This is a genomic window from Mycobacterium simulans, assembly GCF_900232995.1.
Lineage (GTDB): Bacteria > Actinomycetota > Actinomycetes > Mycobacteriales > Mycobacteriaceae > Mycobacterium > Mycobacterium simulans.
In genome coordinates this window covers 2,990,543-3,012,793 of record NZ_OCVX01000003.1, presented here as the reverse complement: position 1 = coordinate 3,012,793, position 22,251 = coordinate 2,990,543, and the positions used below count along the sequence as shown (strand labels likewise).

Genomic DNA, 22,251 nt, shown 5'->3' with positions numbered 1-22,251 from the left:
CAGGTGGTGACCCGACTGCGCGGCCGGGGCGAGGCGGTGCGCGCATGGCGCACCACGACCGTGCGACAACACATCGCCACCATGGCCAGGCTGCACCGCCAGGATCGCTACAACCGCGCGACTCACGACTTCGAAGACATCATTGGCCGCGCCCCGCAGACTGTGCGGGAGTACGTCGAGCAGCATCGCGATTTGTTCGACTGACCTGAGGTTGGCGCCGAGCCTGCGCTGGGCGCGTCGATCGGCTGGAAAATCGCACTCTCACCGCAGGCTGAGGGCCGTCAGCACAGACTCGATAGCCCGGGCAAACAAAATCCGGACGATGGCCCCGGAGAAATTTGTAACCCATGACGCGACTCATGACAAAAGTGCGGGCGGAGGGACTCGAACCCTCAAGCTCTCACGAGCAATGGCACCTAAAACCATCGTGTTTGCCGATTTCACCACGCCCGCAGCGGCCTTGCGATCCTATCGCTTCGCCTACGCAGAACCTGTCAGCGGTGCGGCCTAGCTTAGGCGTACCGAGGCAAGGCTTTCGCGTGCGGTCTGCAGAACAGTTCGAGGCGGCCAGGCGGCTCATCGCGGCTGGTGTCAACGACTGCGCGATCGCACGTCAAATCGGCGTGCCACGAACGACCGTGCGGGACTGGCGGTGCAGGCCACAGGGTCAGCCACGACTAGCGAGGGGACCGGGCTGCGGCCGCCCGCCACGACTTTTCCGCGCTTCCACCAGCGGCATACTGCTACGTACTCGGTCTGTATCTCGGCGACGGCTGCATCTCGCGGAGCCAGCGGGTGTGGCATCTGCGCATCACGCTCGACAAAAAATATCCAGACATCATTGACCGCTGTCGCGCGGCGATCGACGTACTTCTGCCCCGCCAGCGTGCATCGATCAGTCCGCGCCAGATCGGATGTGTCGACATATCGTTGTACTCAAAGCACTGGCCTTGCCTGCTTCCTCAGCACGGTCCCGGGCTATAGGACTCGAGGCTCATCCGACTGGAGCCCTGGCAGGAAGTTCTGGTCAACCAGGCCACCGAGGAATTCGTTCGCGGCTTGATCGACAGCGACGGGTGCCGGGTGGTCGCCAACGACCGCGGTGTCCGCAGCGTCCGGTACCACTTTTCGAACAGATCCGAAGACATCCTCGGATTGTTCAGCGGAGCCCTCGATGCTCTCGGAATCCCGTGGACCCGGCCCAGCCGGCACTGCATTGCCGTGTACCGCAAGGCCGCGGTAGCGCGTCTCGACGAATTCGTCGGGCCCAAGTCATGACGCAACAACGCGGTACCGTCGAGGGGTGCCCACCACACGTCGCCGCAGGCCCGCGCTGATCGCCCTGGTGATCGTCGCGGCCTGCGGCTGCCTGGCCCTGGGCTGGTGGCAATGGACGCGATTCCAATCGGTGTCCGGCAGCTACCAGAACCTCGGTTACGCACTGCAGTGGCCGCTGTTCGCCTGGTTCTGCATCTACGCGTACCGCAAGTTCGTTCGCTACGAAGAGGTACCGCCGACGCCGCGAAACAACGGACCCACCGAAATACCCGCCGGACTGCTCCCCGAAAGACCAAGGCCCGCCCAGGCGCCGACCGATGACCCAGCACTGCAGGAATACAACGCCTACCTGGCCGAGCTGGCCAAAAACGATGCCGAAAAGCAGAACAGGACGACCGCATGACTACACCCGAGACCCCCGAAGCGCAGCAGACCGCGTCGATCTTTCCCCCCGAGAAAATCCGCACGGCGCTGGTCGCCTACCGCACCATGGCGTGGGCGACGGGTATCTGGCTGATCGCGCTGTGCTACGAGATCGTCTCGCACATCGCCTTCCACCGGGAAATCCGGTGGATTGAAGTCGTGCACGGCTGGGTCTACTTCGTCTACGTGTTAGCCGCCTTCAACCTCGCCATCAAGGTCCGCTGGCCGATCGCCAAGACGGTCGGTGTCCTGCTCGCCGGCACCATCCCGCTGCTCGGCATCATCGTCGAGCATTTCCAGACCAAGGACATCAAAGCGCGCTTCGGCCTCTAGGCCAGCGCCCCGAACGTGAAGCTGGCTTCACGGTCGGCCTCTAGGCCAGCGCGCGCAACGCCGGGAGCAACAGCCGCAGCGCGCGACCGCGATGGGATACCGCATCCTTATCGGCCGGACTCAGCTGCGCCGCGGTGTACTCGCAACCGTCGGGAATGAAGACCGGGTCGTAGCCGAATCCGCCGTCGCCCCGCGGCGCCCGGGCAATCGTCCCAGGCCACTCGCCGCGCACGACCACCTCATCGGACCCCGAGACCAGCGCGCAGGCCGAGACGAATGCCGCACCACGCCGCTCGTCGGGAACATCCGATAGCTGCGCCAACAGCAGTGCGGTGTTGCCGGCATCATCGCCGTGGCGACCCGACCACCGCGCAGAGAGCACGCCGGGCATGCCATTGAGAGCGGCGACTTCCAAACCGGAGTCATCGGCGACACTCGCCAGACCCGTCGCGGCGAACGCGTCGCGTGCCTTGGCCAACGCGTTGTCCTCAAATGTCGCACCGCTTTCCGGCGCTTCGTCGAACGGGGCCACATCGTTGAGCGAGACCAGTGTCAACCCAGACACGCCAGCGCAGTCGAGCACCCGGTGCAGCTCGGCCAGCTTCTTGGCGTTGCGGCTGGCGACCAATATGCGGGTCAGCTTCCAAACGCCTTCGCCGGCGGCGGACCCTCGGGCAACACTCCCGGGTACGGCAGCGCCAGCGCTTCACGCTGTGCGGCGAACAACTTGTCGCAGGCACCAAGCGCCATATCGAGCAACTTGTCCAGGGTTGAACGCGGGAACGTCGCGCCCTCGCCGGTGCCCTGCACCTCGACCAGCGTTCCGGTGTCGGTGGCTACGACGTTCATATCGACCTCCGCGCGGGAGTCCTCCTCGTAAGGAAGGTCCGCTCGGATCCTGCCGTCGACCACGCCGACGCTGACCGCGGCGATAGCGCACGACAGCGGCCTGGGATCCAACAGCTTGCCCGCGGCCGACAGGTAGGTCACCGCGTCAGCCAACGCCACATACGCGCCGGTGATGGCCGCGGTGCGGGTGCCACCATCGGCCTGCAACACATCGCAGTCGACGGCGATGGTGTTCTCGCCCAGCGCCGCCAAGTCGATACACGCCCGCAGCGACCGGCCGACCAGCCGACTGATCTCCTGGGTGCGCCCGCTGAGCCGGCCTTTCACCGATTCCCTGTCTGCGCGACTGTGGGTGGCTGACGGCAGCATCGCGTACTCCGCAGTGAGCCATCCCAGACCCGACCCTTTGCGCCAGCGGGGCACCCCTTCGGTGACGCTGGCGGTGCATAGGACTTTGGTATGACCGAATTCGATCAGCACCGATCCCGCGGGGTTTTCGGTGAATCCCCGGGTAATGACCACCGGGCGAAGTTCGTCGTCAAGTCGGCCGTCTTCTCGTTTGGACACGACGCCACACTAGCCCGGCATGGGCCGGCATGGGCCGGCATGGGATTGAAGAGTCTGTCAGCGCCGCTCTTGGATGCGGACCATGTTGCCGGCGGGATCGCGCAGGGCGCAGTCACGAACCCCGTACGGCTGCTCGGTCGGCTCCTGAACCACTTCAACGTCACCGCCCTGCAACCGCTCGAAGGTGCCATCGAGGTCCTTGGTGGCCAGCAGGAGCGTGCCATAGGTGCCCTTGGCCATCATTTCCGAGATGATGCGGCGCTCCTCGTCGGTGATACCGGGCGTGGCATTGGGCGGGTACAGAACGATGGAGGTCTCGGGCTGGTTGGGCGGGCCGACGGTGACCCAACGCACCTTGCCCTTCCCGACGTCGAGGCGAACCTCGAAGCCAAGGACGTCGCGATAGAACGCCAGGGATTCTTCCGGGTCCTCGTGGGGGAGGAAGCTCGAGTGAATGGTGATGTCCATGACGCTCACGCTAGGTGCAGCGCGATGCCCGGCGCTTCTCGATTCCTGATCGGTCTGGTCACCTGCTTTTCCACACACGACGGCATCCCCGCGGTCACGTCAGCCGTCTTGTCCCTATAAGCGCTGGGCGACATGCCGACCAGCTCGGTGAACCGAGTACTAAAGGTACCCAGTGACGAACAGCCAACGGCGAAACAGACTTCCGTGACAGACAAATCGCCACGGCGCAACATCGCCATCGCGCGTTCGATGCGGCGTGTCATCAGATAGGAATACGGCGACTCCCCGTAGGCGATCTTGAACTGGCGACTCAGGTGCCCGGCAGACATGCTCACACCGCGGGCGAGTGCCTCGACGTTCAGCGGTTGCGCGTACTCCCGGTCCATCCTGTCGCGGACGCGGCGCAGCAGCTTGAGATCGCGTAGGTGTTCCGCGGTCGTGTGGTCAGGCCCGTCGGACTTCGAACGTCTCACCGCAGACCACCGCATGCACGGGACCGTCGAATTCGGCTTTGGCCTCGGTGATCACATCCTCACGCGAGGTCCAGGGCGGGATATGGGTGAGCAGCAATTCGCGGACTCCGGCCTGCGCCGCAGCCCTCCCGGCCTCAGTGCCAGACAGATGCAGATCGGGCGGATGCTTTGGCGAATGGGTCCACGAAGCCTCGCACAAGAAAACGTCGGCGCCGCGGGCCAGATCGACAAGCTGCTTGCAGGCGCCCGTGTCGCCGCTGTAGACCAGCGTTGCCCCGGTGGGATCGGTGAACCGCATGCCGTACGACTCGGTCGGGTGAGCAACCACCCGGGGCACCACCGTGATCGCGCCAAACGTCACCGGCTCGCCGTCAACCCAGTGGTGGACGTCGAAGATATCCGAGCAATCGTCGATCTCGCCGCCATACGGTGACGACGCCGCACCCAGCCGCGACCAGGTGTCGCTCGGGCCGTACAACAACGCCTTGCCTTTCGGACGCGACGGGTGGTAGCGACGCCACACGAATAGTCCGGGCAAGTCCAGGCAGTGATCGGCGTGCAGATGCGACAACAGCACGTGCACCGAGCCGGGATCGGTGTGCCGCTGCAGGGCGCCGAGTACCCCCCCGCCGAAGTCGATGACCATCGGCGGCGTGTCCGGAGCTCGGAGCAAATAGCCCGACGCAGGCGAATCCGGACCCACGACGCTGCCTGAGCATCCGAGCACGGTTATTCGCACGGACACTACTGTGCCATGCCTGTTACCACGATGGACAAAACATCGCCGCATTGGGTGACCAGAATCATCCCCATACCTATGAAACGTGGGTGTGACGGACAGGTTCAACGCCGGTCAAAGCCGGGCCGAGGAATCGCGCCGCGAGTTTGGTAAACGCCTCGGGGTCGCCCGTGGCTTCGAAAATTCGGGTGGCCGGCGGCGCATCATGCGGGCGCAGTAGGTCCGTTTCGGTGAGCACCCGGACCACCTCCTTGGCGGTCTCCTCGGCGCTGGAGACCAGTGTGACGTTGTCCCCCATCGCCAGCTGGATCAGTCCGGACAACAGCGGATAGTGCGTGCAACCCAGCACCAGCGTGTCCACCTCGGCGCGCTGCAACGGCTCCAAATAACCCTCGGCCAATCCGAGCACCTGACGGCCACTGGTGACCCCGCGCTCGACAAAGTCCACGAAGCGCGGGCACGCGACGGCTGTGATCTCGGTGTCGCGGGCAGCGGCGAACGCATCCTGGTAGGCGTGCGAGGTTATGGTCGCCCGCGTGCCGATGACGCCGATCCGGCCGTTGCGAGTGGCCGCAACCGCTCGGCGCACCGCCGGCAGGATCACCTCGACGACGGGAACGTCGTAACGCTCACGAGCGTCGCGTAGGCAGGCCGCAGATGCCGAATTGCATGCGATCACCAACGCCTTGACACCCCGACCGACCAGGTCGTCACCGATGGCCAGGGCGTGCGCACGAATCTCCGGGATGGGCAGCGGACCATACGGCCCATTGCCGGTGTCGCCGACGTAGATGATGTCCTCGTCCGGCAGTTGGTCAATGATCGCCCGCGCAACCGTCAGTCCCCCGACGCCGGAGTCGAAGACTCCGACGGGCGCCAGCGGCGAATTCATGTCTTCGGGTGCGACGAACTGAGGGACCGTTTACGTTCGCGAGCCTTGCGCTCAGGTGCGGATAGCAGATACGCCGCGACCACGCCCGCGATCGCCCCACACAGGTGACCCTGCCACGACACCCCGGGGGTGCCGGGCAGCATGCCGAGCAGGACGCCACCATAGATGAACAACACGACGACGCCGACGACAATCTCCCACGCCTTGCGGGTGAAAAACCCGAACACGATCAGGAACGCTAGCCAGCCAAAGATAAGGCCCGACGCACCGATGTGGTTGGTCTCGCAGTGCACGCCGACGTATGGGCAGTGCGCGCCGACGTTGCCGATCAGCCACGTGCCGAAGCCGCCGAGTATCCAGACGATGGCCGTGGCGAAAATGAACCGCGACAAGCCCGCGAGCGTCATCAGGAAACCGAGCACGAGCGCCGGAACGGTGTTGGCGATCAGGTGGTCCCAATTCGCGTGGAGTAGCGGCGCGACGAGGATGCCCCACAGCCCGTCGGTCTCCAGCGGTCGGATGCCGTTGCGGTCGAGGCGATGATTGGTCAGGCCGTCCCACAGCTCGATGGCCCACAGCAGCACGACGAACGTAAGGATCGTGGCCCCGCCGACCATCCAGCGTGGCCGCTTCTCCGGCCGCGTCGCAGGTGTCTGCGGATGTCCCGTCATATGGCGCCGCTCTCCCCCGCAAGCGGGGGTGCCCCCACCTCATCGCCTTTGTATCGTCGCCGGTGCGTCATGCCCATAGCTGCCCTTCCAGAGCGTTTTCGGCATCATCAAGGCTACCGGCGTACGCGCCGGTCGACAGATACTTCCATCCGGCGTCGGCGACCACGAAGGCGATGTCGGCGCGTTGACCGGCCTTGACGGCGGCAGCGCCGACTCCGAGCGCGGCATGCAGGACCGCCCCGGTCGAGATGCCCGCGAAGATGCCTTCGGCGTCCACTAGCTCGCGGGTGCGGCGCACCGCGTCGGCGGCGCCGACCGAGTACCGGGTACTGAGTACCTCCGGGTCATACAGCTCGGGTACAAATCCTTCGTCGATATTGCGCAGCGCGTACACCCCTTCGCCGTAGCGGGGTTCGGCCGCCACGATCTTGACGTCGGGGACATGTTCGCGAAGAAACCGCCCGGTCCCCATCAGCGTGCCCGTGGTGCCCAGGCCAGCGACGAAGTGGGTGATTTCGGGCAGGTCGGCGAGGAGCTCGGGGCCGGTTCCGAAGTAATGCGAGTCGGTGTTGGCCGGATTGCCGTACTGATACAGCATCACCCACGATGGATTGGCCGCGGCCAGTTCCTTGGCGGTCAACACCGCGGTGTTGGATCCGCCCTCAGCCGGGGAAAACATGATCTGCGCGCCGTAGAGCTCCAAGAGCTGACGCCGTTCCGCCGAGGTGTTCTCCGGCATCACGCAGATCAGCCGGTAGCCCTTTAGCCTGGCCGCCATCGCGAGCGAAATGCCGGTATTTCCGCTGGTGGGCTCGAGGATCGTCGCGCCCGGCGTGAGCAGTCCGTCGCGCTCGGCCTGCTCGATCATCCGCAGCGCCGGCCGGTCCTTGATCGACCCGGTCGGATTGCGGTCTTCGAGCTTGGCCCACAGCCGCACGTGCGGCCCCTCGGAATCGCCCCAGCGCGGTGACAGCCGTTGCAGACCGACCAGGGGCGTGTTGCCCAGGGCCTGCAACAACGAGTCGTATCGCGTCATACGCTCGGTTCAATCACAGGCTCATCCACCCGCCACGGCGGGCAGGATGGTGACCGCGTCGCCGTCGGCGACCGCGGTGGCCAGGCCGCCGGAGAACCGCACATCCTCGTCGTTGACATAGATGTTCACGAAGCGGTGCAGCTTGCCGTTATCGATCAGGCGCTCGGAGATGCCCGAATAATTGGCCTCCAGATCACTGATGACCGCACCCAGCGTGTCGCCACTCGCGGAGACGCGTTTCTGGCCACCCGTGTGGGGCCGCAGGATGGTCGGAATCGAGACGGTGACGCTCATGAGGGGCCTTTCTCGGGACTGCTTGATCATTTGACTGGCTAGTACTGCTCGACGATGTTGACAAGTTCTTCGGTGACGGCGCCGTCGACGATGCGATAACTGCGCAGCTCGTGGCGGTCGGGGTTGCGCGTGGACACCAGCACGTAATGCGCGTCCGGTTCAGCCGCCAGGTCTATGTCGGTGCGGCTCGGATACGCCTCGGTCGCGGTGTGCGAGTGATAGATGACCACGGGCGTTTCCTGTGCTTGCTCCAGCGCCCGCCACACGTTGAGTTGCTCTTGGGAGTCGAAACGGTAGAAGGTCGGGGAGCGCTCGGCGTTGACCATCGGGATATGCCGTTCAGGACGGTCGGAACCGTCACGGCCGGCCAGCACGCCGCACGCTTCGTCGGGGTGGTCTCGGCGTGCATGGGCGACCATGGCATCCACCAGGTCAGCACGTATCACCAGCACTTCCGCCCTTCCTCTATGAGTTGTCTTGCGCCCCGAATGCCCCGGGCAACACGTCGCGGTAGGTCGGTATTCCGGCTACCGACTCGGCGGTCATTACCCCGACCAGCACCGCACGAGCCAGGCAATCGGCCGCGGCCGCACCGATCGCGGTGACGAGCTCCGTTTCCGGGGACAGCGCTGCCGGGGTGCCAGCATTCGAGGGCACCTCGACCGCGCCCGTAGCCAGCGCGAACACTGTATCGCCGTCCAGCGGGGTGTGCGAGGGCCTGATCGTGCGGGCCAGCCCATCGTGTGCGGCGATCGCGACGCGCCGGCACGCCGCCGGGCTCAGCGCGACGTCCGTCGCAACCACACCGATCGTCGTGTTTAGCGGGCTCAGCGTCGCAGGCAGTTGCGCCAACGCATCGACCTGCGCGGCCGGTGGAGCCGTCAGCGCGAACTGATCGATCAGGTCTGCCATCCACGGCAGGCCGGTCGCCGGATCAACGACGTTGCCGACGGAATTGACCACCACCACCGCTCCGACGGTTACACCGGACGCCAAGATAATCGATGCCGTGCCCACGCCGCCCTTGAGTGCGCCGGCGCGCGCCCCGACCCCCGCACCGACGGTTCCGACAGCCACGGCCCCACCCTCGGCACCGGCGGCGGCCTCACATGCGGCATAGCCGAACTCCGCCGTCGGCCGACACTCCCAACCACCGACTGGCAGGTCGAAGATCACCGCACTCGGCACGATGGGCACCACACCAGCGCCCATCGCCACGCCACGCTGGTGTTCTTCCAGCCAGCGCATGACGCCGTCGGCGGCGGCCAGACCGTAGGCGCTGCCGCCGCCAAGCAACACCGCATCAACGAAGCGCACGCTGTTGGCCGGGTCCAGTAGATCGGTCTCCCGGGTCCCAGGCGCGCCGCCCCGGCAGTCGACCGCGCCGACCGTCCCAGGCGGAGCTAGCACCACCGTGACCCCGCATGCCCAGCCGGCGCCGAGTGACGCATCCGGGGCCAGCCGCTGGTAGTGGCCGACGCGGATGCCTCCGACGTCGGTAATGGAGTTCATCCGGCCGCCGTCAAGATGATCGCGACCCCATCAACACCAGCACCAGGTATTCCTGCAACACCGTCAGCCACTGATACACGTCGAAATGCGCGGCCAGCGGATGGTCAGCCGGCAGGCGCTCCGGACCCCGCGGGCCGATCTCGAGCATCACTCCCAATGTCAGCCGAAGATCGTTGACCGCGGTAATCCAGGCGTTGGCGCTGTCTTCGGTGAGTTCAAACCGGCCGCCGTTCTCCGGAACCGTATCCAATAACTGCTGCGCGGCAACACGTTTGGCTTCGAGGATCTCTGGCTCGTGCAGGCTGCGCAGCGCGGCGTTGAGGCTCTCGGCGCTGTCGGCGGCCAACGGGTTGTCGTCCTCGCCTTTGTGGAAGTCGGGGAGCAGCCGACGCAGCGTCGGATCCACCGGACGCTGCGTATGACCGGTCCTGATGCCGGTGATCTCTTCGAGTTCGTCTGACGGCGAGGAGGATTGGCGCTCATCGAGCAAGCCGATCATGGCGCCGACCAGGTTCTTGAGCAGGGCTGCCTCATGCGGGGCCAACGACGACCGAAACCTGGGACCGTTGCGGGTCTCTACGCGCTTCCATTTGCGCACGGTGAATCCGGGTACCCTCGAATCTCACCGGTCCTGCTGCATCGTCGCCCACAAACCGGCGGCGTGCAGTTTGGACACGTCGGCTTCCATAGACTCCCTGCTGCCCGCCGAGACCACTGCCTTACCTTCGTTGTGCACTTGCAGCATCAACTTGGTGGCATGGGGCTCGCTGTAGCCGAACAACTTCTGGAACACATACGTCACGTAGGTCATCAAATTGACGGGGTCGTCCCACACGATGGTGACCCATGGGCTGGCCGTCACGTCGACAGGCGCAGACTCGCGTTGCCCAGTGGTGCCCGGCTTGGCGGGAGCGGACGTGGCAACAACCATGGCCTTAGAATACCGAGCCCCGGGCGTGGATACCGAGCCCAGTGATGCGAACCGATACCGTTGCGCTGTGAACTTAGCGGGGCTGCTGACCGACAAGTACGAGTTGACGATGCTGGCGGCGGCGCTGCGCGGCGGCACCGCCGATCGCCGGACCACGTTCGAGGTGTTCGCCCGGCGTCTTCCGGCGGGTCGCCGGTACGGAGTGGTCGCCGGAACCGGGCGCCTGCTGGAAACCTTGCCGCAGTTCAGGTTCGACGATGAGGCGTGCGAGCTGCTGGCCCATTTCCTCGACCCCAACACGCTGCGCTACCTGCGCGATTTCCGGTTCGGCGGCGACATCGACGGCTACGCCGAGGGCGAGCTATACTTCCCCGGCTCCCCGGTGCTGTCGGTACACGGCAAATTCGCCGAATGCGTGCTGATCGAAACGCTGGTGCTGTCGATCCTCAACCACGACACAGCGATCGCGTCGGCGGCGGCACGCATGGTCAGTGCCGCCGGCGACCGCCCACTAATCGAGATGGGCTCGCGTCGGACCCACGAACGCGCCGCGGTTGCGGCCGCCCGCGCGGCCTATATCGCCGGCTTCGCTGCCTCATCGAATCTTGAAGCCCAGCGGCGGTACGGTGTGCCCGCGGAGGGCACCGCGGCGCACGCGTTCACCATGCTGCACACCCAAGAAGACAGGGGCGCAAAGATGTCTGAGCTGGCCGCGTTCCGTGCCCAGGTCGACGCCCTGGGGTCCGGCACCACGCTGCTGGTGGATACCTATGACGTAACGACCGGTGTGGCGAATGCCGTGGCCGCAGGCGGTGCGACGCTCGGCGCGGTGCGCATCGATTCGGGCGAACTCGGCGTCCTGGCCCGCCAGGTGCGTGAGCAACTCGACCGGCTGGGCGCCACGCAGACCCGCATCGTGGTGTCGGGCGATCTCGACGAGTTCAGCATCGCCGCGCTGCGCGCCGAGCCCGTGGACGGTTACGGCGTCGGCACGTCGCTGGTTACCGGATCGGGCGCACCGACGGCGAACATGGTCTACAAACTCGTCGAGGTGGATGGCATTCCGGTGCAAAAGCGCAGCAGCCACAAGGAATCCCGCGGTGGCCGCAAGGAGGCGCTACGGCTGGCACGCCCGACCGGCACCATCACCGAGGAGATTGTTCATCCGGCGGGTCGCCCGCCGACCACCGACGAGCCGTGCCGAGTGTTGACAACGCCGCTCGTGCGGGGCGGTCGCATGGTGGCCGATGCAAGCCTGGCGACCGCGCGGAAGCTTGTGGCGTCTGGATTGCACAGCCTGCCGTGGGAGGGACTGAAATTGGCACCCGGCGATCCGGCGATTCCGACGCAGACGATCCCGGCCTGAGCACAAGGAAGTCATCACGTCCGACGTTTCTGTGTCCGTGCCCGAGCTGTTGGCCATCGCCGTGGCCGCGCTCGGGGGCAGCGAACGCGCCGGCCAGCTGGAGATGGCGACCGCGGTAGCGGAGGCCTTCGAAACCGGCGAGCACCTGGTGGTCCAGGCCGGAACCGGCACCGGCAAATCACTTGCCTATCTGGTTCCCGCGGTTGTGCGTGCGATCGGCGACGACGGGCCGGTTGTGGTGTCGACCGCCACGATCGCGTTACAGCGTCAACTTGTCGATCGAGACCTGCCTCGGCTGGCCGATTCACTCGCCGCGGCGCTGCCTCGCCGGCCACAGTTCGCATTACTCAAAGGGCGACGAAATTATCTGTGCCTCAACAAGATTCATAATGGCGGCGAGGCAGCCGAAGACGACGAGCGACCGCAGGAAGAGCTCTTCAACCCGATGGCAGTCACCGCCTTAGGCCGCGACGTGCAACGTCTCACCGAGTGGGCGACGACCACCGATACCGGTGATCGCGACGACCTCAAACCCGGTGTACCGGACCGATCGTGGTCCCAGGTCAGTGTGTCGGCGCGAGAATGCATCGGGGTGGCCCGCTGTCCGTTTGGCTCCGAGTGCTTCTCCGAACGGGCGCGCGGCGCCGCCGCCCGTGCCGATGTAGTCGTCACCAACCACGCACTGCTTGCGATCGACGCCGTTGCGGATTCGGCTGTGCTACCGGAACATACGCTGCTGGTGGTCGACGAAGCACACGAGTTGACCGACCGAGTGACGTCGGTCGCGACTGCGGAATTGACGTCGGCCGCCCTCGGCGTTGCGGCCCGGCGCATTACGCGATTGGTGGACCCCGAGCTGACCCAGCGGCTGGAGGCGGCGTCGGCCACCTTCGCGTCGGCGATCCACGACGGGACACCCGGTCGCATCGATTATCTCGACCAGGAGATGGCTGCGTATCTGGCCGCGCTGCGCGACGCAGCCAGCGCGGCACGCTCGGCGATCGACACCACTAGCGATGCGAAGGCCGCGTCAGTGCGCGCCGAAGCGGCCGCTGCACTCATCGAGATCGCCGATACTGCGTCGCGAATCCTGGATTCGTTTACCCCCGCCATCCCAAATCGCACCGACGTGGTTTGGCTGGACCACGAGGACAACCGCGGCTCGCCGCGCGCCGTGCTGCGGGTGGCGCCCCTGTCAGTTGCCGGACTGCTGGCCAGTGAAGTGTTCTCGCGTTCCACCACCGTGTTGACATCGGCAACGCTGACCGTCGGCGGGTCGTTTGACGCGATGGCCTCCGCGTGGGGCCTGAGCGGTGACGATCATCCCTGGCGCGGGCTGGACGTCGGATCGCCGTTTCAGCACGCCAAGTCCGGAATCCTCTACGTGGCAGCCCATCTCCCGCCGCCCGGCAGGGACGGCACCGGCACGGCCGAGCAGTTGACCGAGATCGCCGAACTCATCGCCGCGGCCGGTGGACGCACGCTGGGACTGTTCTCGTCGATGCGGGCGGCCCGGTCCGCCGCCGAGGCCATGCGCGAACGGCTGTCTACGCCGGTGTTGTGCCAGGGCGACGACAGCACCGCGGCTCTCGTCGAGCAGTTCACCGACGACCCCGAGACCTCTCTGTTCGGCACTTTGTCGCTGTGGCAGGGCGTCGACGTGCCGGGTCCGTCGCTGTCGTTGGTGCTGATCGACCGAATCCCGTTCCCGCGTCCGGACGACCCACTACTAAGTGCCCGCCAGCGTGCGGTAGCCGCACGCGGCGGCAACGGGTTCATGGATGTCGCGGCAAGCCACGCCGCTTTGTTGCTGGCGCAGGGATCAGGCCGGCTACTGCGCCGCGTCACCGACCGTGGCGTGGTTGCGGTGCTGGACTCGCGAATGGTCACGGCCCGATATGGCGGCTACCTGCGCGCCTCGCTACCGCCGTTTTGGCAGACCTCCAACGCCGAGCAGGTCCGGCAGGCGCTGGCGAGGCTGCGGTGTGGCCCGACAGCCAGCCAGCCGTGACAAATCGCCCTTCCCCTGCAGGCTCCTACTGCTTGGCCGAAAAGCGTTCGGGTAGGCCCGGTTACAAACCAACTAGCGGGCGCAGCGCATCGCCGGCCGCGGCGATGACACCGGGCCCGCAGCCGTAGGCGGGCAGGTGGATGATCAACCCATCGATGCCCGCGTTGAGTACATTGGCCTGCACCTGCTCGGCAACCCGGGCCGCGCTGCCCACGACCATGCGCAGACGCATCTGCTCTGGCATGTCTGCGGGCTTGACGTTCTCGTCGATGATCACCCCCACCAGCATGCTGGTGTGCAGCGTCGACAGGTCGCGGCCGGCCTCGTAGCATCGCTTGGCAAGCGCGTCGAGCTTGCCCGGCAGCTGGTCGAACCCGGCGTCGATATTGAGATGGTCTGCGTAGCGAGCGGCGATCGCGAACGTTTTCTTCTCACCACCGCCACCGATCATGACCGGAATGTGGTCTCGGTAGCGTGGCTCGGCGATCGCAGATTCGGTGGTGTACCAACGGCCCGAGAACGTCGACCGTTCACCCCGGATCATCGGATCTAGGATCTGCAGCGCCTCCTCGAGCCGGCTGAACCGCTCGGCGAACGTGCCGAACTCGAAACCGAGCTGTCGGTGTTCGAGCTCGAAATAGCCGGCACCGATGCCCAGGATCGCCCGGCCGGCACTTGCCACGTCCAAGGTGGTGATGATCTTGGCCAGCAGGGCGGGGTTGCGGTAGGTGTTGCCGGTCACCAGCGCGCCGAGCCGGACTCGCTCGGTCGCAGTCGCCAGCGCACCGAGGGTCGTGTAGGCCTCCAGCATTGGCTGGTCGGGTGGTCCCAGCATGGGCGGCTGGTAGAAGTGGTCCATCACGAAAACCGAGTCGAATCCGGCCGATTCCGCCTCACGCGCTTGCGCGATGAGTGACGGGAACAGCCTGTCGACCCCGGTTCCGTACGAGAAGTTGGGGATCTGCAGTCCAAGCCCAAGCCGAAAAGTCACGTTGTTTGCCGACATTAGATCAACCAGGGCTTTCGTCGAGTCGGTCGGCGCGTCCCTGCGGACTCGCCGGGATGGGCGATGCGTTCGGGGTGTGCCGGGTGCCCGGTTCCATCGGGCTTCGTGCGGAGAAGGGTCCGCATGCGTAGCCCGCGCGCGGTCAGGTTGACCGTTGCTCGAGGACGCAGGGGCGTGCCGGGGATCGGTTCGAGGCGCCAGCGGGATGCGATGGTGGCGAGGACGAGGATCATCTCGAGAGGAGCGGCCTGGGCGGCGATGCACTGGCGGGCTCCCTTACCGAAGGGCACGAAGGCTTGCCGGGGTGGTGGGGGGCGGGAGTCATCCCAACGGTCAGGATCGAAGCGATCGGGGTGGTCGTAGAGCGGGCTCCGACCCATGAGATAGGGGCTGTAGGTCAGGATCGTGCCGGCCGGGAGGAAATGCCCGCCAAGTCGGGTCGCTGCGGTGACGACACGCGTCATGATCCACACACTCGGGTACATTCGGAGAGTTTCGGTGACAATCTGCCGACTGAATTTCAGCTCGCTCAGGTGCGTAAAGCCAGCCGGAGCCGCCGCCAAGACGCTGTCAACCTCGGTGTGGAGACGAGCTGCAATGTCGGCATGTTGGGCCACCATGAGCAGCACCCATCCCATCACACTGGCGATGGTCGCCGTGGGGGCGGCGATGAAAGTGGCCGCATGATCCAGGATCACGGTGTCGGTCAGCTCCGGGCGACCGTCTTCATTGGTGGCCAGCAATGCAGTGAGGAGGTCGTCGTAGGCTCCCCCTTGTGCCCGGCGGTCAGCAATCACTTCATGGAGCGTCTGGCGGATTCGGGCAATCGCCTGCTCGAAACGACGGTTATCCGGGGTGGGCAACCGACTGAAGATGGGGGGTCGGCCCACCCGTTGGGCGACCGCGATCAGGAAGGCAGTGAAGTCATCCGCCATTTGATCAACCGCGGAGGGACCCAGCACACCCGAAAACAACACCCGTACCGCGGCGTGGATGGCGATCCTACGCATTTCGACCGGCACGTCGATGACATCTCCGTGTCGCCAACCATCGGTCACGGCGGTCGTCGCCGCCGTCAGAGTTTCGGCGTAACTAGGGAAACGGGCAGGGTCGAAGACCGGCTGGATCAACCGGCGATACCGCCGGTGCCGGCTTCTCGGGCATGTCGCCAGCCCGTCCCTGACCAACGGCTTAACCAGTTCGATAAGCGGTCCGCCTTTATCGAAGGTGCGGTCGTCGCTGAGCACCTGGTGCGCCAGTTCCGGATCACACACCATGACCATAGGTTTGGGACCTATACGGAATCGAACGAGATCGGCGCCCGCGGGGAAGGAATCCAGAAAACGCAGAGGATCACGCCGGAGCCGGAGCATATGCCCAAGCACCGGCAACGCTCCGGGCGCCGAAGGAATTGGCTCGTTGGTGCTCGCTGCCATAACCACGGAGGACCGGGTCATATCAGATCCCTCTCACGAGTACTCACCTGCTGGGTAAACAACCACGTGACTTCGGGTGAGCTGCTCGGCGAAACGTGCGCGACGCCGTCGCCGCTTGGCCGGGGCGGTCGGATCGTCGGGGTGGTAAGCGGGCGCGTAGATCCGTTGCAGGGGAATGTCTTCCACGTCAGCTGCCGTGCGAGGTGTCACGATACCGGGTGCCGCGTTAGAAAATCAGCGAATTCTGCTGCGGCGTAGGCGTTCTCCCAATGTTCGACTATTCGTCCATCGCGAAATCGCCACAGGCCGCAGAATGGCATGGCGATGGATTCCTCGTCTAGGCTGGCACGCAGATGTCCGAAGACCGCACCAAAGTAATCGTTTGCGGCGATGAAGCCGACGTCCATAACTAGGGTGTCGGCCGTCCTTCGGATCAAGTCGATCTCTTTCTCTAGAACCGCACGTGCACCCGTGTAGGTGGGAACTGCACCGGGAAGGTCGCGTTCTGCGGCATGGAGCACGACGTCGTCGTCTACGTATTCCGAAATCCGTGTGAGATCTGCGTAAATCGCCCGAAGCAACGCGACATTAGGGTGTTCATCGGTGATGGCACGGGCCGCGCAACGCGTCATCGTGTTGGCCGCCAAACTTCGACGCCTGATTGATCGACAGCGGTGGTTATCGCCGCCAAGTCGCGTGCGGTCAGACGTAGGTCCCAAGTCGCGAGATTTTGTTCGAGGTGCGTAATGGACGTAGTACCAGGAATGAGCAGCGTATTTGGGGACACGTGTAGCAGCCACGACAGGGCCAGCTGCGATGGCGTCACACCGAATTCAGTGGCTATGGGGTGCAATGGGCTGTCGGGTCCGACGAGGTCACCGTGCCCAAGGGGAAACCACGGGATGAAGGCAATATCGTTGTCCTGGGCATAACGTAGCGCCTCTATCCCGGCCCGGTCGGCGACATTGAAGAGGTTCTCGACCGCAACAATGTTGGCATACTTGCGAATTGCGTCCAGCTTGTCTGCTGTGACCTCAGGCTGGCCCGACACCCCGATGTGCCGAATCTTGCCTTGCTGTTGCAGCGTCACCAATTCGCCGAGCTGATCAGCAACCGGTACCGCGGGGTCGATGCTGTGTAGCTGGTACAGATCGATGCAGTCCAGGCCAAGATTATAAAGACTTACCTCGACCTGTTGGCGCAGGTATTCGGGACGCCCCAGAGGAACGATGTACGGATCGCCTTCGCGGGTCCAGTCTTTCGGTCCCGATCGCAACAACCCACCCTTGGTGCATATGACGAGATCGTCGGGATACGGGTGCAGGGCACGGCGAATGATTCGCTCGTTGCTACCAGGCCCGTAGGAGTCAGCGGTGTCGATGAAGGTGACCCCGAGCTCAACAGCACGGCGCAGCAACGCAATCGCATTGGCGGGGTTGGCCGGGTCCCCCCACATACCGGGTCCGGTCAGGTGCATCGCACCATAACCGAGACGGTTGACGGTCAGATCGTTACCTATCGTCAGGGTTTGGGGGAGCGAGCTAAGCGTGGTTGTCATCGGGAAATTCCTTAGGCGAGGTTGGTTTCCAAATTGCGCGGCACCGAACGCGCAGTGGGCTTTTCGGCGGCGTGGGACCAGCTACCGACGGCGACCTCTGCGGTGATACCGGGGCCGAATCCTGCGATCATTCCGCGCGCCCCCTCGACGAGATCACCTGTCTCGAATTGACGGCGCAAGGCGTCGAATACGACCGCCGAGGCGATGTTTCCGCATTCGGTCAGCGTCGCTCTGCTATGCGTGAAACAGCCTGCGGGCACATTCAAGTACTTGGAGAGGTCGTCAAGGATGCGCGGCCCGCCGGCGTGTATGACGTAGAAATCGAGCTGAGACGCATCCCAGCCACGTTGCGCGGCGATCTCGGCCAGCACCGGCGCAAGTTGTTCCATTGTTCCGGGAACACGCTTATCGAGGAGGAAATGAAAGCCCGTAGCTTTCACCACGTAGGAGATCCAATCCTCGGTGTCGGGAACGAGACGTGACCCGCTGTGCTCGATCCGCAGCCCGACCCCGCCCCCATCGTCTCGAACAACCGCCGCGGCGATTGCATCGCCGAATAGACCGTTCGACAACAAGTTCCCTACACTGATATCGGCCGGCTGGTAACACAGAGAACAGAATTCGCACGCCACAATGAGCACGTTGGCGCCTGGATGCGCGGCGCAAAAGTCGTGTGCTCGATTGATCGCCGCACCCCCCGCCGCGCATCCCAGTTGCGCAATCGGGATCTGGCACACATCACTGCGAAACCCCAAGTTGTTGACCATCCACGCGGTCAACGACGGCATCGTAAAACCCGTGCAAGAAACGAACACAATCGCACCGATCTGATCGACCGCCACCCGTGCGTTCGCCAACGCCGCTGAAACCACATCGGGGATCCGAGCTTTCGCCTCACGAACGTAGACCGCATTACGCATCTCGAAGCCAGGATGCTCAAGCGTCACATCGATCGGCTGAACCAGATGCCGGGTGCGAACCCCGGTGTTACTGATCAGCTGGACCGCCAACTCATACTGTGGATGATCCCGGTGCAGGCTTTCGGCCAGCCGCAATGTCTGATCAAGCGTTATTACACATTCCGGCAAATGTACAGCCGGACGACATAAAATGGGGCCTACCGATCGTTGCCCACGGTCGAGATCAGATGACGTCGCCGCCTGCGGGCCATGACGACAGTCCACGCGTTCCTTGGTGAGATCGATACGATGCAGCCGTGGCATGAATCCGCTTCCCTTCCATACGATCTCATCGAGTGAGCTAACCTACGACCGCCTGCAACGCGGTTACATATAGCGTTGTGCGCAACCGCATCACCGGGATCGAAAATCGCGTAGGAATACCTTCCCTTGGGCGAGTGGCCGATACCGCGAGGGTAGATAAACATAAACTGTCGATCGCATTCAATTCGCATTCAATTCGCTTTTTCATGACGCCGCGCAGCACAAAAACCGCTGTTCAGTGCGGATGCCGTTGCGGAAGCGGCGACGACTGCTCGCATTCGCACTTGCCATCTGCCGAGATATGCGCGGCCGTCATCCCTGCCTTCGTGGGATTTCAGGCGGCCGGCATCCACGCGAGCAGACGTGAAAGCCCCCGAATCCTCACGGATTTGGGGGCCTACGCGTCTGCTCGCACCGTCAAGCCAAAGTGACCAGACCGAGTTCGTTGCTGGCGGCCAGCATCGGATGACGGGGCAACACCCGCACGGTGTACCCGAGCGCGCCGGCCAGCGGCAGCGGAGTCGTCGTCGAGAAGACCTGGTTGCCGCCTTCGGCGCTACCGGCATATGACATTTCGACGGTGACCGGATCTAGCAGCGCGTCGCCGGCGTCGACCCTGCCCAGCACCGCCTGCACCAGCACTTCGTCGGGTGCTAGCCCGGCCAGCTGCACGGTCGCGGTCAGAGTCAGCTTCGACCCGAGCAGCGGCGTGTCCGGCAGACCGGTGCTGTCTACATCGGTGATTTCGATCTTCGGCCAGGCTTCTTCCACGCGCGCGCGGTAGGCGGCCAGCTCGCGGGCCGCACCGAACTCGCTTCCGTCAGCATGTATCGCGACGGTCTTGCGCAACGACTGCGCCGCCGGCGTGTAGTAGTGCTCGACGTAGTCGCGCACCATCCGCGATGCCAGCACTTTCGGACCAAGCGTCTGCAAGGTGTGCCGCACCATTTCGATCCACCGCGGCGGAACACCATGCTCATCGCGTTCATAGAACTTTGGCGCCACGGCCTGCTCCAGCAGGTTGTATAACGCGCTGGACTCCAGGTCGTCGCGACGGTCCTCGTCGGCTACGCCGACGGCAGACGGTATCTCCCAACCGTTTTCGCCGTCGCACCACTCATCCCACCAGCCGTCGCGGATGGAAAGATTCAAACCACCATTGAGCGCGCTCTTCATTCCTGAAGTACCGCAAGCCTCCAACGGCCGCAGCGGGTTGTTCAGCCAGACATCGCAGCCCCAATACAACAGCCGGGCCATCGACATGTCGTAGTTGGGCAAAAACGCGATGCGGTGCCGCACCTCTGGCCGGTCGGCGAACCGCACCACCTGCTGGATCAGCGCTTTCCCGCCGTCGTCGGCAGGGTGCGATTTCCCGGCAACAATCAGCTGGATGGGCCGCTCCTTATCCAGCAGCAGCTGTTCGAGCCGATCCGGATCACGCAACATCAGGGTCAGCCGCTTGTACGTCGGGACCCGCCGGGCGAATCCGACGGTAAGCACGTTGGGATCGAATGCCGTTGAAATCCAGCCTAATTCGGCCTCCGATGCGCCGCGTTCCAGCCACGATTGGCGTAGCCGCACCCGGACGTCCTCGACCAGCAGCGCGCGCAGTTGCGAGCGAATCCACCACAGCTGTCCGGGGTCGACTTGCTGCAACCTTAGCCACACGGCCGGCTCGCTGAATGAGTCCGATCCGGCCAGTTCGCGGCCGAGCTGTAACCACTGGGGTGCGGCCCAGGTGCGCGCGTGCACGCCGTTGGTGATCGACCCGATCGGCACCTCGTCGGGGTCGAATCCCGGCCACAGCTCGTTGAACATGGCCCGGCTCACCCGGCCATGCAGGAGCGAAACGCCGTTGGCCCGTTGCGCTAGCCGCAGGCCCATGTGGGCCATGTTGAACTTGGTCGGATCGTCCTCGGCGCCCAGTGCGAGAACCCGATCGGTCGGCACCCCCGGCAACAACGTTGACACGCCATCGCCGATGCTGTCATCGAAGTAGCTCTGCACCATGTCCAGCGGGAACCGGTCGATACCGGCCGGCACCGGGGTGTGGGTGGTGAACACGGTGCTGGATCGCACGACGGTCAACGCGGTGTCGAAGTCCAATCCCGAATCGGTCACCAGCTCACGGATGCGTTCTACCCCGAGGAATCCGGCGTGGCCCTCGTTCATGTGGAACACCTCGGGCGCGGGCAGCCCTGCAGGCCCGTTCAAGGCGGTGTACGCACGGATTGCCCGCACTCCGCCGATACCTGCGAGGATCTCCTGCTTGATGCGGTGTTCCTGATCGCCGCCGTACAAGCGGTCGGTGACGCTGCGCAGTTCGTGTTCGTTTTCCGGGACGTCGGAATCCAGTAGCAGCAATGGCACGCGACCAACCTGAGCGACCCAGATCCGCGCCCGCAGCCGCGCGGAATCCGGCATGGCCACCTCGACCAGCACCGGGTCACCTTGGGCATTCGTCAGCAGCCGCAGGGGCAGCCCCTGCGGGTCCAGCGATGGATACGTCTCATGCTGCCACCCCTCGGCGGTCAACGACTGACGAAAGTAGCCGGAGCGGTAATAGAGACCCACCGCAATTAGCGGCAAACCCAGGTCGGAGGCGGCCTTCAGATGGTCGCCGGCGAGAATCCCGAGGCCCCCGGAGTAGTTGGGCAACACCTCAGCAATGCCGAATTCCATCGAGAAGTACGCGATCCCGGTTGGGCCGGCAGCCCCGCCCATCTGGTGCTGCTGATACCACAGCCGACGGCTCAGGTAGTCGTTCAAATCGGCCGCCAACGCGTCGAGTCGGCGCAGAAACTCCTCGTCGATCGCTAACTCGTCAAGCCGCGCAGGCTTCACCGCCCCCAGCAGCGCCACCGGATCGTGGCAACTCGCCCACAGCTTCGGGTCAATGGTCGCGAACAGGTCCTGCGTCGACTGCTCCCAGGACCACCGCAAGTTGGTCGATAGCTGGTCCAGTGCGGCCAGACGATCAGGTAGGTGGGCACGGACGGTAAACCGGCGGAGAGCTTTCACGCATCCTTACCTTACTGAGGATTCCGCCGCGCGCAGGGCCACCAGCCACCGTTAACCTCCCGGTGTGTGACCGGACACTAGGGTGGGTACGGCTAGGTGTTGGGGTGCAAAGGTTGCTCCCCGATACAACCCAAGCAAAGGTTTCCCACGAGAGGAAGTTTCCC

27 protein-coding genes and 1 tRNA gene are annotated in these 22,251 nt (G+C 64.6%); 7 read left to right on the top strand and 21 right to left on the bottom strand.

Features of this window, described 5'->3' with window-relative positions; all coding sequences use genetic code 11:
• The first annotated feature begins 6 nt into the window (after window positions 1–6).
• The gene (locus tag MSIMFI_RS14535; RefSeq protein WP_191497715.1) at window positions 7–204 is read left to right on the top strand and encodes a hypothetical protein; all 198 of its coding nucleotides are present in this window, start codon (window positions 7–9) and stop codon (window positions 202–204) included.
• Between the two features lie 165 nt (window positions 205–369).
• Here the strand turns inward: MSIMFI_RS14535 and MSIMFI_RS14530 are convergent.
• Window positions 370–453, bottom strand: a tRNA-Leu gene (locus MSIMFI_RS14530).
• 47 nt (window positions 454–500) lie between these two features.
• Here MSIMFI_RS14530 and MSIMFI_RS29665 point away from each other — a divergent pair.
• From MSIMFI_RS29665 to MSIMFI_RS14515, 4 genes are all read left to right on the top strand, one after another.
• Window positions 501–845 (top strand): helix-turn-helix domain-containing protein, encoded by a 345-nt coding sequence (locus tag MSIMFI_RS29665; RefSeq protein WP_396820000.1) that lies wholly within the window; start codon window positions 501–503, stop codon window positions 843–845.
• A gap of 214 nt (window positions 846–1,059) precedes the next feature.
• Window positions 1,060–1,278, top strand: a complete 219-nt coding sequence (locus MSIMFI_RS28180) for a hypothetical protein (protein ID WP_224770191.1) — start codon at window positions 1,060–1,062, stop codon at window positions 1,276–1,278.
• Between the two features lie 25 nt (window positions 1,279–1,303).
• Window positions 1,304–1,681, top strand: a complete 378-nt coding sequence (locus MSIMFI_RS14520) for a hypothetical protein (protein ID WP_191497714.1) — start codon at window positions 1,304–1,306, stop codon at window positions 1,679–1,681.
• On the top strand, window positions 1,678–2,034 hold the full coding sequence (locus tag MSIMFI_RS14515) for a DUF3817 domain-containing protein (protein WP_191497713.1): 357 nt from the start codon (window positions 1,678–1,680) through the stop codon (window positions 2,032–2,034). The genes MSIMFI_RS14520 and MSIMFI_RS14515 overlap by 4 nt, the downstream gene beginning before the upstream one ends.
• 40 nt (window positions 2,035–2,074) lie before the next feature.
• Here MSIMFI_RS14515 and MSIMFI_RS14510 read toward each other — a convergent pair whose 3' ends face one another.
• From MSIMFI_RS14510 to clpS, 13 genes are all read right to left on the bottom strand, one after another.
• Window positions 2,075–2,674: a non-canonical purine NTP pyrophosphatase gene (locus MSIMFI_RS14510; RefSeq protein WP_191498199.1), complete on the bottom strand. Its 600-nt coding sequence runs from the start codon at window positions 2,672–2,674 to the stop codon at window positions 2,075–2,077.
• Window positions 2,671–3,450: a ribonuclease PH gene (gene rph / locus MSIMFI_RS14505; protein ID WP_191497712.1), complete on the bottom strand. Its 780-nt coding sequence runs from the start codon at window positions 3,448–3,450 to the stop codon at window positions 2,671–2,673. The genes MSIMFI_RS14510 and rph overlap by 4 nt, the downstream gene beginning before the upstream one ends.
• Window positions 3,451–3,507: 57 nt before the next feature.
• On the bottom strand, window positions 3,508–3,918 hold the full coding sequence (locus tag MSIMFI_RS14500) for a VOC family protein (protein WP_191497711.1): 411 nt from the start codon (window positions 3,916–3,918) through the stop codon (window positions 3,508–3,510).
• 5 nt (window positions 3,919–3,923) lie between these two features.
• A complete protein-coding gene (locus MSIMFI_RS14495; RefSeq protein ID WP_191497710.1) occupies window positions 3,924–4,406 on the bottom strand; it encodes a helix-turn-helix transcriptional regulator in 483 nt (160 codons plus the stop codon).
• Window positions 4,363–5,136, bottom strand: a complete 774-nt coding sequence (locus MSIMFI_RS14490) for a cyclic nucleotide-degrading phosphodiesterase (RefSeq protein ID WP_191497709.1) — start codon at window positions 5,134–5,136, stop codon at window positions 4,363–4,365. The genes MSIMFI_RS14495 and MSIMFI_RS14490 overlap by 44 nt, the downstream gene beginning before the upstream one ends.
• 70 nt (window positions 5,137–5,206) lie before the next feature.
• Complete coding sequence (gene murI, locus MSIMFI_RS14485) at window positions 5,207–6,022, bottom strand: glutamate racemase (protein WP_186244077.1); 816 nt, start codon at window positions 6,020–6,022, stop codon at window positions 5,207–5,209.
• Window positions 6,019–6,693, bottom strand: a complete 675-nt coding sequence (locus MSIMFI_RS14480; protein ID WP_191497708.1) for a rhomboid family intramembrane serine protease — start codon at window positions 6,691–6,693, stop codon at window positions 6,019–6,021. The genes murI and MSIMFI_RS14480 overlap by 4 nt, the downstream gene beginning before the upstream one ends.
• A 67-nt stretch (window positions 6,694–6,760) precedes the next feature.
• Complete coding sequence (locus MSIMFI_RS14475; protein WP_191497707.1) at window positions 6,761–7,729, bottom strand: cysteine synthase; 969 nt, start codon at window positions 7,727–7,729, stop codon at window positions 6,761–6,763.
• A 21-nt stretch (window positions 7,730–7,750) separates the two neighbouring features.
• Window positions 7,751–8,023 (bottom strand): MoaD/ThiS family protein, encoded by a 273-nt coding sequence (locus MSIMFI_RS14470; RefSeq protein ID WP_186244080.1) that lies wholly within the window; start codon window positions 8,021–8,023, stop codon window positions 7,751–7,753.
• A 38-nt stretch (window positions 8,024–8,061) separates the two neighbouring features.
• Window positions 8,062–8,475 (bottom strand): Mov34/MPN/PAD-1 family protein, encoded by a 414-nt coding sequence (locus MSIMFI_RS14465; protein ID WP_191497706.1) that lies wholly within the window; start codon window positions 8,473–8,475, stop codon window positions 8,062–8,064.
• Between the two features lie 13 nt (window positions 8,476–8,488).
• Window positions 8,489–9,535, bottom strand: coding sequence for a P1 family peptidase (locus MSIMFI_RS14460; protein WP_191497705.1), 1,047 nt, complete (start codon window positions 9,533–9,535; stop codon window positions 8,489–8,491).
• Window positions 9,536–9,545: 10 nt separating this feature from the next.
• Complete coding sequence (gene aosR / locus MSIMFI_RS14455; RefSeq protein ID WP_186244083.1) at window positions 9,546–10,133, bottom strand: oxidative stress transcriptional regulator AosR; 588 nt, start codon at window positions 10,131–10,133, stop codon at window positions 9,546–9,548.
• 24 nt (window positions 10,134–10,157) lie between these two features.
• Window positions 10,158–10,466, bottom strand: a complete 309-nt coding sequence (clpS, locus tag MSIMFI_RS14450) for an ATP-dependent Clp protease adapter ClpS (protein WP_085251734.1) — start codon at window positions 10,464–10,466, stop codon at window positions 10,158–10,160.
• A 67-nt stretch (window positions 10,467–10,533) separates the two neighbouring features.
• Between clpS and MSIMFI_RS14445 the strand changes: the two genes are divergently transcribed.
• Both MSIMFI_RS14445 and MSIMFI_RS14440 read left to right on the top strand, forming a co-directional pair.
• The gene (locus tag MSIMFI_RS14445) at window positions 10,534–11,832 is read left to right on the top strand and encodes a nicotinate phosphoribosyltransferase (RefSeq protein WP_224770190.1); all 1,299 of its coding nucleotides are present in this window, start codon (window positions 10,534–10,536) and stop codon (window positions 11,830–11,832) included.
• Window positions 11,833–11,845: 13 nt separating this feature from the next.
• Window positions 11,846–13,843 carry an ATP-dependent DNA helicase gene (locus tag MSIMFI_RS14440; RefSeq protein ID WP_191498197.1) on the top strand — a complete coding sequence of 666 codons (1,998 nt, stop codon included), beginning with the start codon at window positions 11,846–11,848 and terminating at the stop codon, window positions 13,841–13,843.
• 61 nt (window positions 13,844–13,904) lie between these two features.
• Here the strand turns inward: MSIMFI_RS14440 and MSIMFI_RS14435 are convergent, their stop codons facing one another.
• The 7 genes from MSIMFI_RS14435 to glgP form a co-directional block, all read right to left on the bottom strand.
• Window positions 13,905–14,849, bottom strand: a complete 945-nt coding sequence (locus tag MSIMFI_RS14435; RefSeq protein ID WP_191497704.1) for an LLM class F420-dependent oxidoreductase — start codon at window positions 14,847–14,849, stop codon at window positions 13,905–13,907.
• Window positions 14,849–16,285, bottom strand: coding sequence for a cytochrome P450 (locus MSIMFI_RS14430; RefSeq protein WP_224770266.1), 1,437 nt, complete (start codon window positions 16,283–16,285; stop codon window positions 14,849–14,851). The genes MSIMFI_RS14435 and MSIMFI_RS14430 overlap by 1 nt, the downstream gene beginning before the upstream one ends.
• A 33-nt stretch (window positions 16,286–16,318) precedes the next feature.
• Entirely contained in the window at window positions 16,319–16,471 is a 153-nt protein-coding gene (locus tag MSIMFI_RS14425) for a hypothetical protein (RefSeq protein WP_191497702.1), read from the bottom strand.
• A gap of 20 nt (window positions 16,472–16,491) precedes the next feature.
• Window positions 16,492–16,932, bottom strand: a complete 441-nt coding sequence (locus MSIMFI_RS14420) for a nuclear transport factor 2 family protein (RefSeq protein WP_224770189.1) — start codon at window positions 16,930–16,932, stop codon at window positions 16,492–16,494.
• Window positions 16,914–17,843: an aldo/keto reductase gene (locus tag MSIMFI_RS14415; protein WP_186244088.1), complete on the bottom strand. Its 930-nt coding sequence runs from the start codon at window positions 17,841–17,843 to the stop codon at window positions 16,914–16,916. Before MSIMFI_RS14415 ends, MSIMFI_RS14420 begins: the two co-directional genes overlap by 19 nt.
• Before the next feature lie 11 nt (window positions 17,844–17,854).
• A complete protein-coding gene (locus tag MSIMFI_RS14410) occupies window positions 17,855–18,898 on the bottom strand; it encodes a type III polyketide synthase (protein WP_318187392.1) in 1,044 nt (347 codons plus the stop codon).
• 585 nt (window positions 18,899–19,483) lie between these two features.
• Window positions 19,484–22,087 carry an alpha-glucan family phosphorylase gene (gene glgP / locus MSIMFI_RS14405; protein WP_191497700.1) on the bottom strand — a complete coding sequence of 868 codons (2,604 nt, stop codon included), beginning with the start codon at window positions 22,085–22,087 and terminating at the stop codon, window positions 19,484–19,486.
• Window positions 22,088–22,251: the final 164 nt, after the last annotated feature.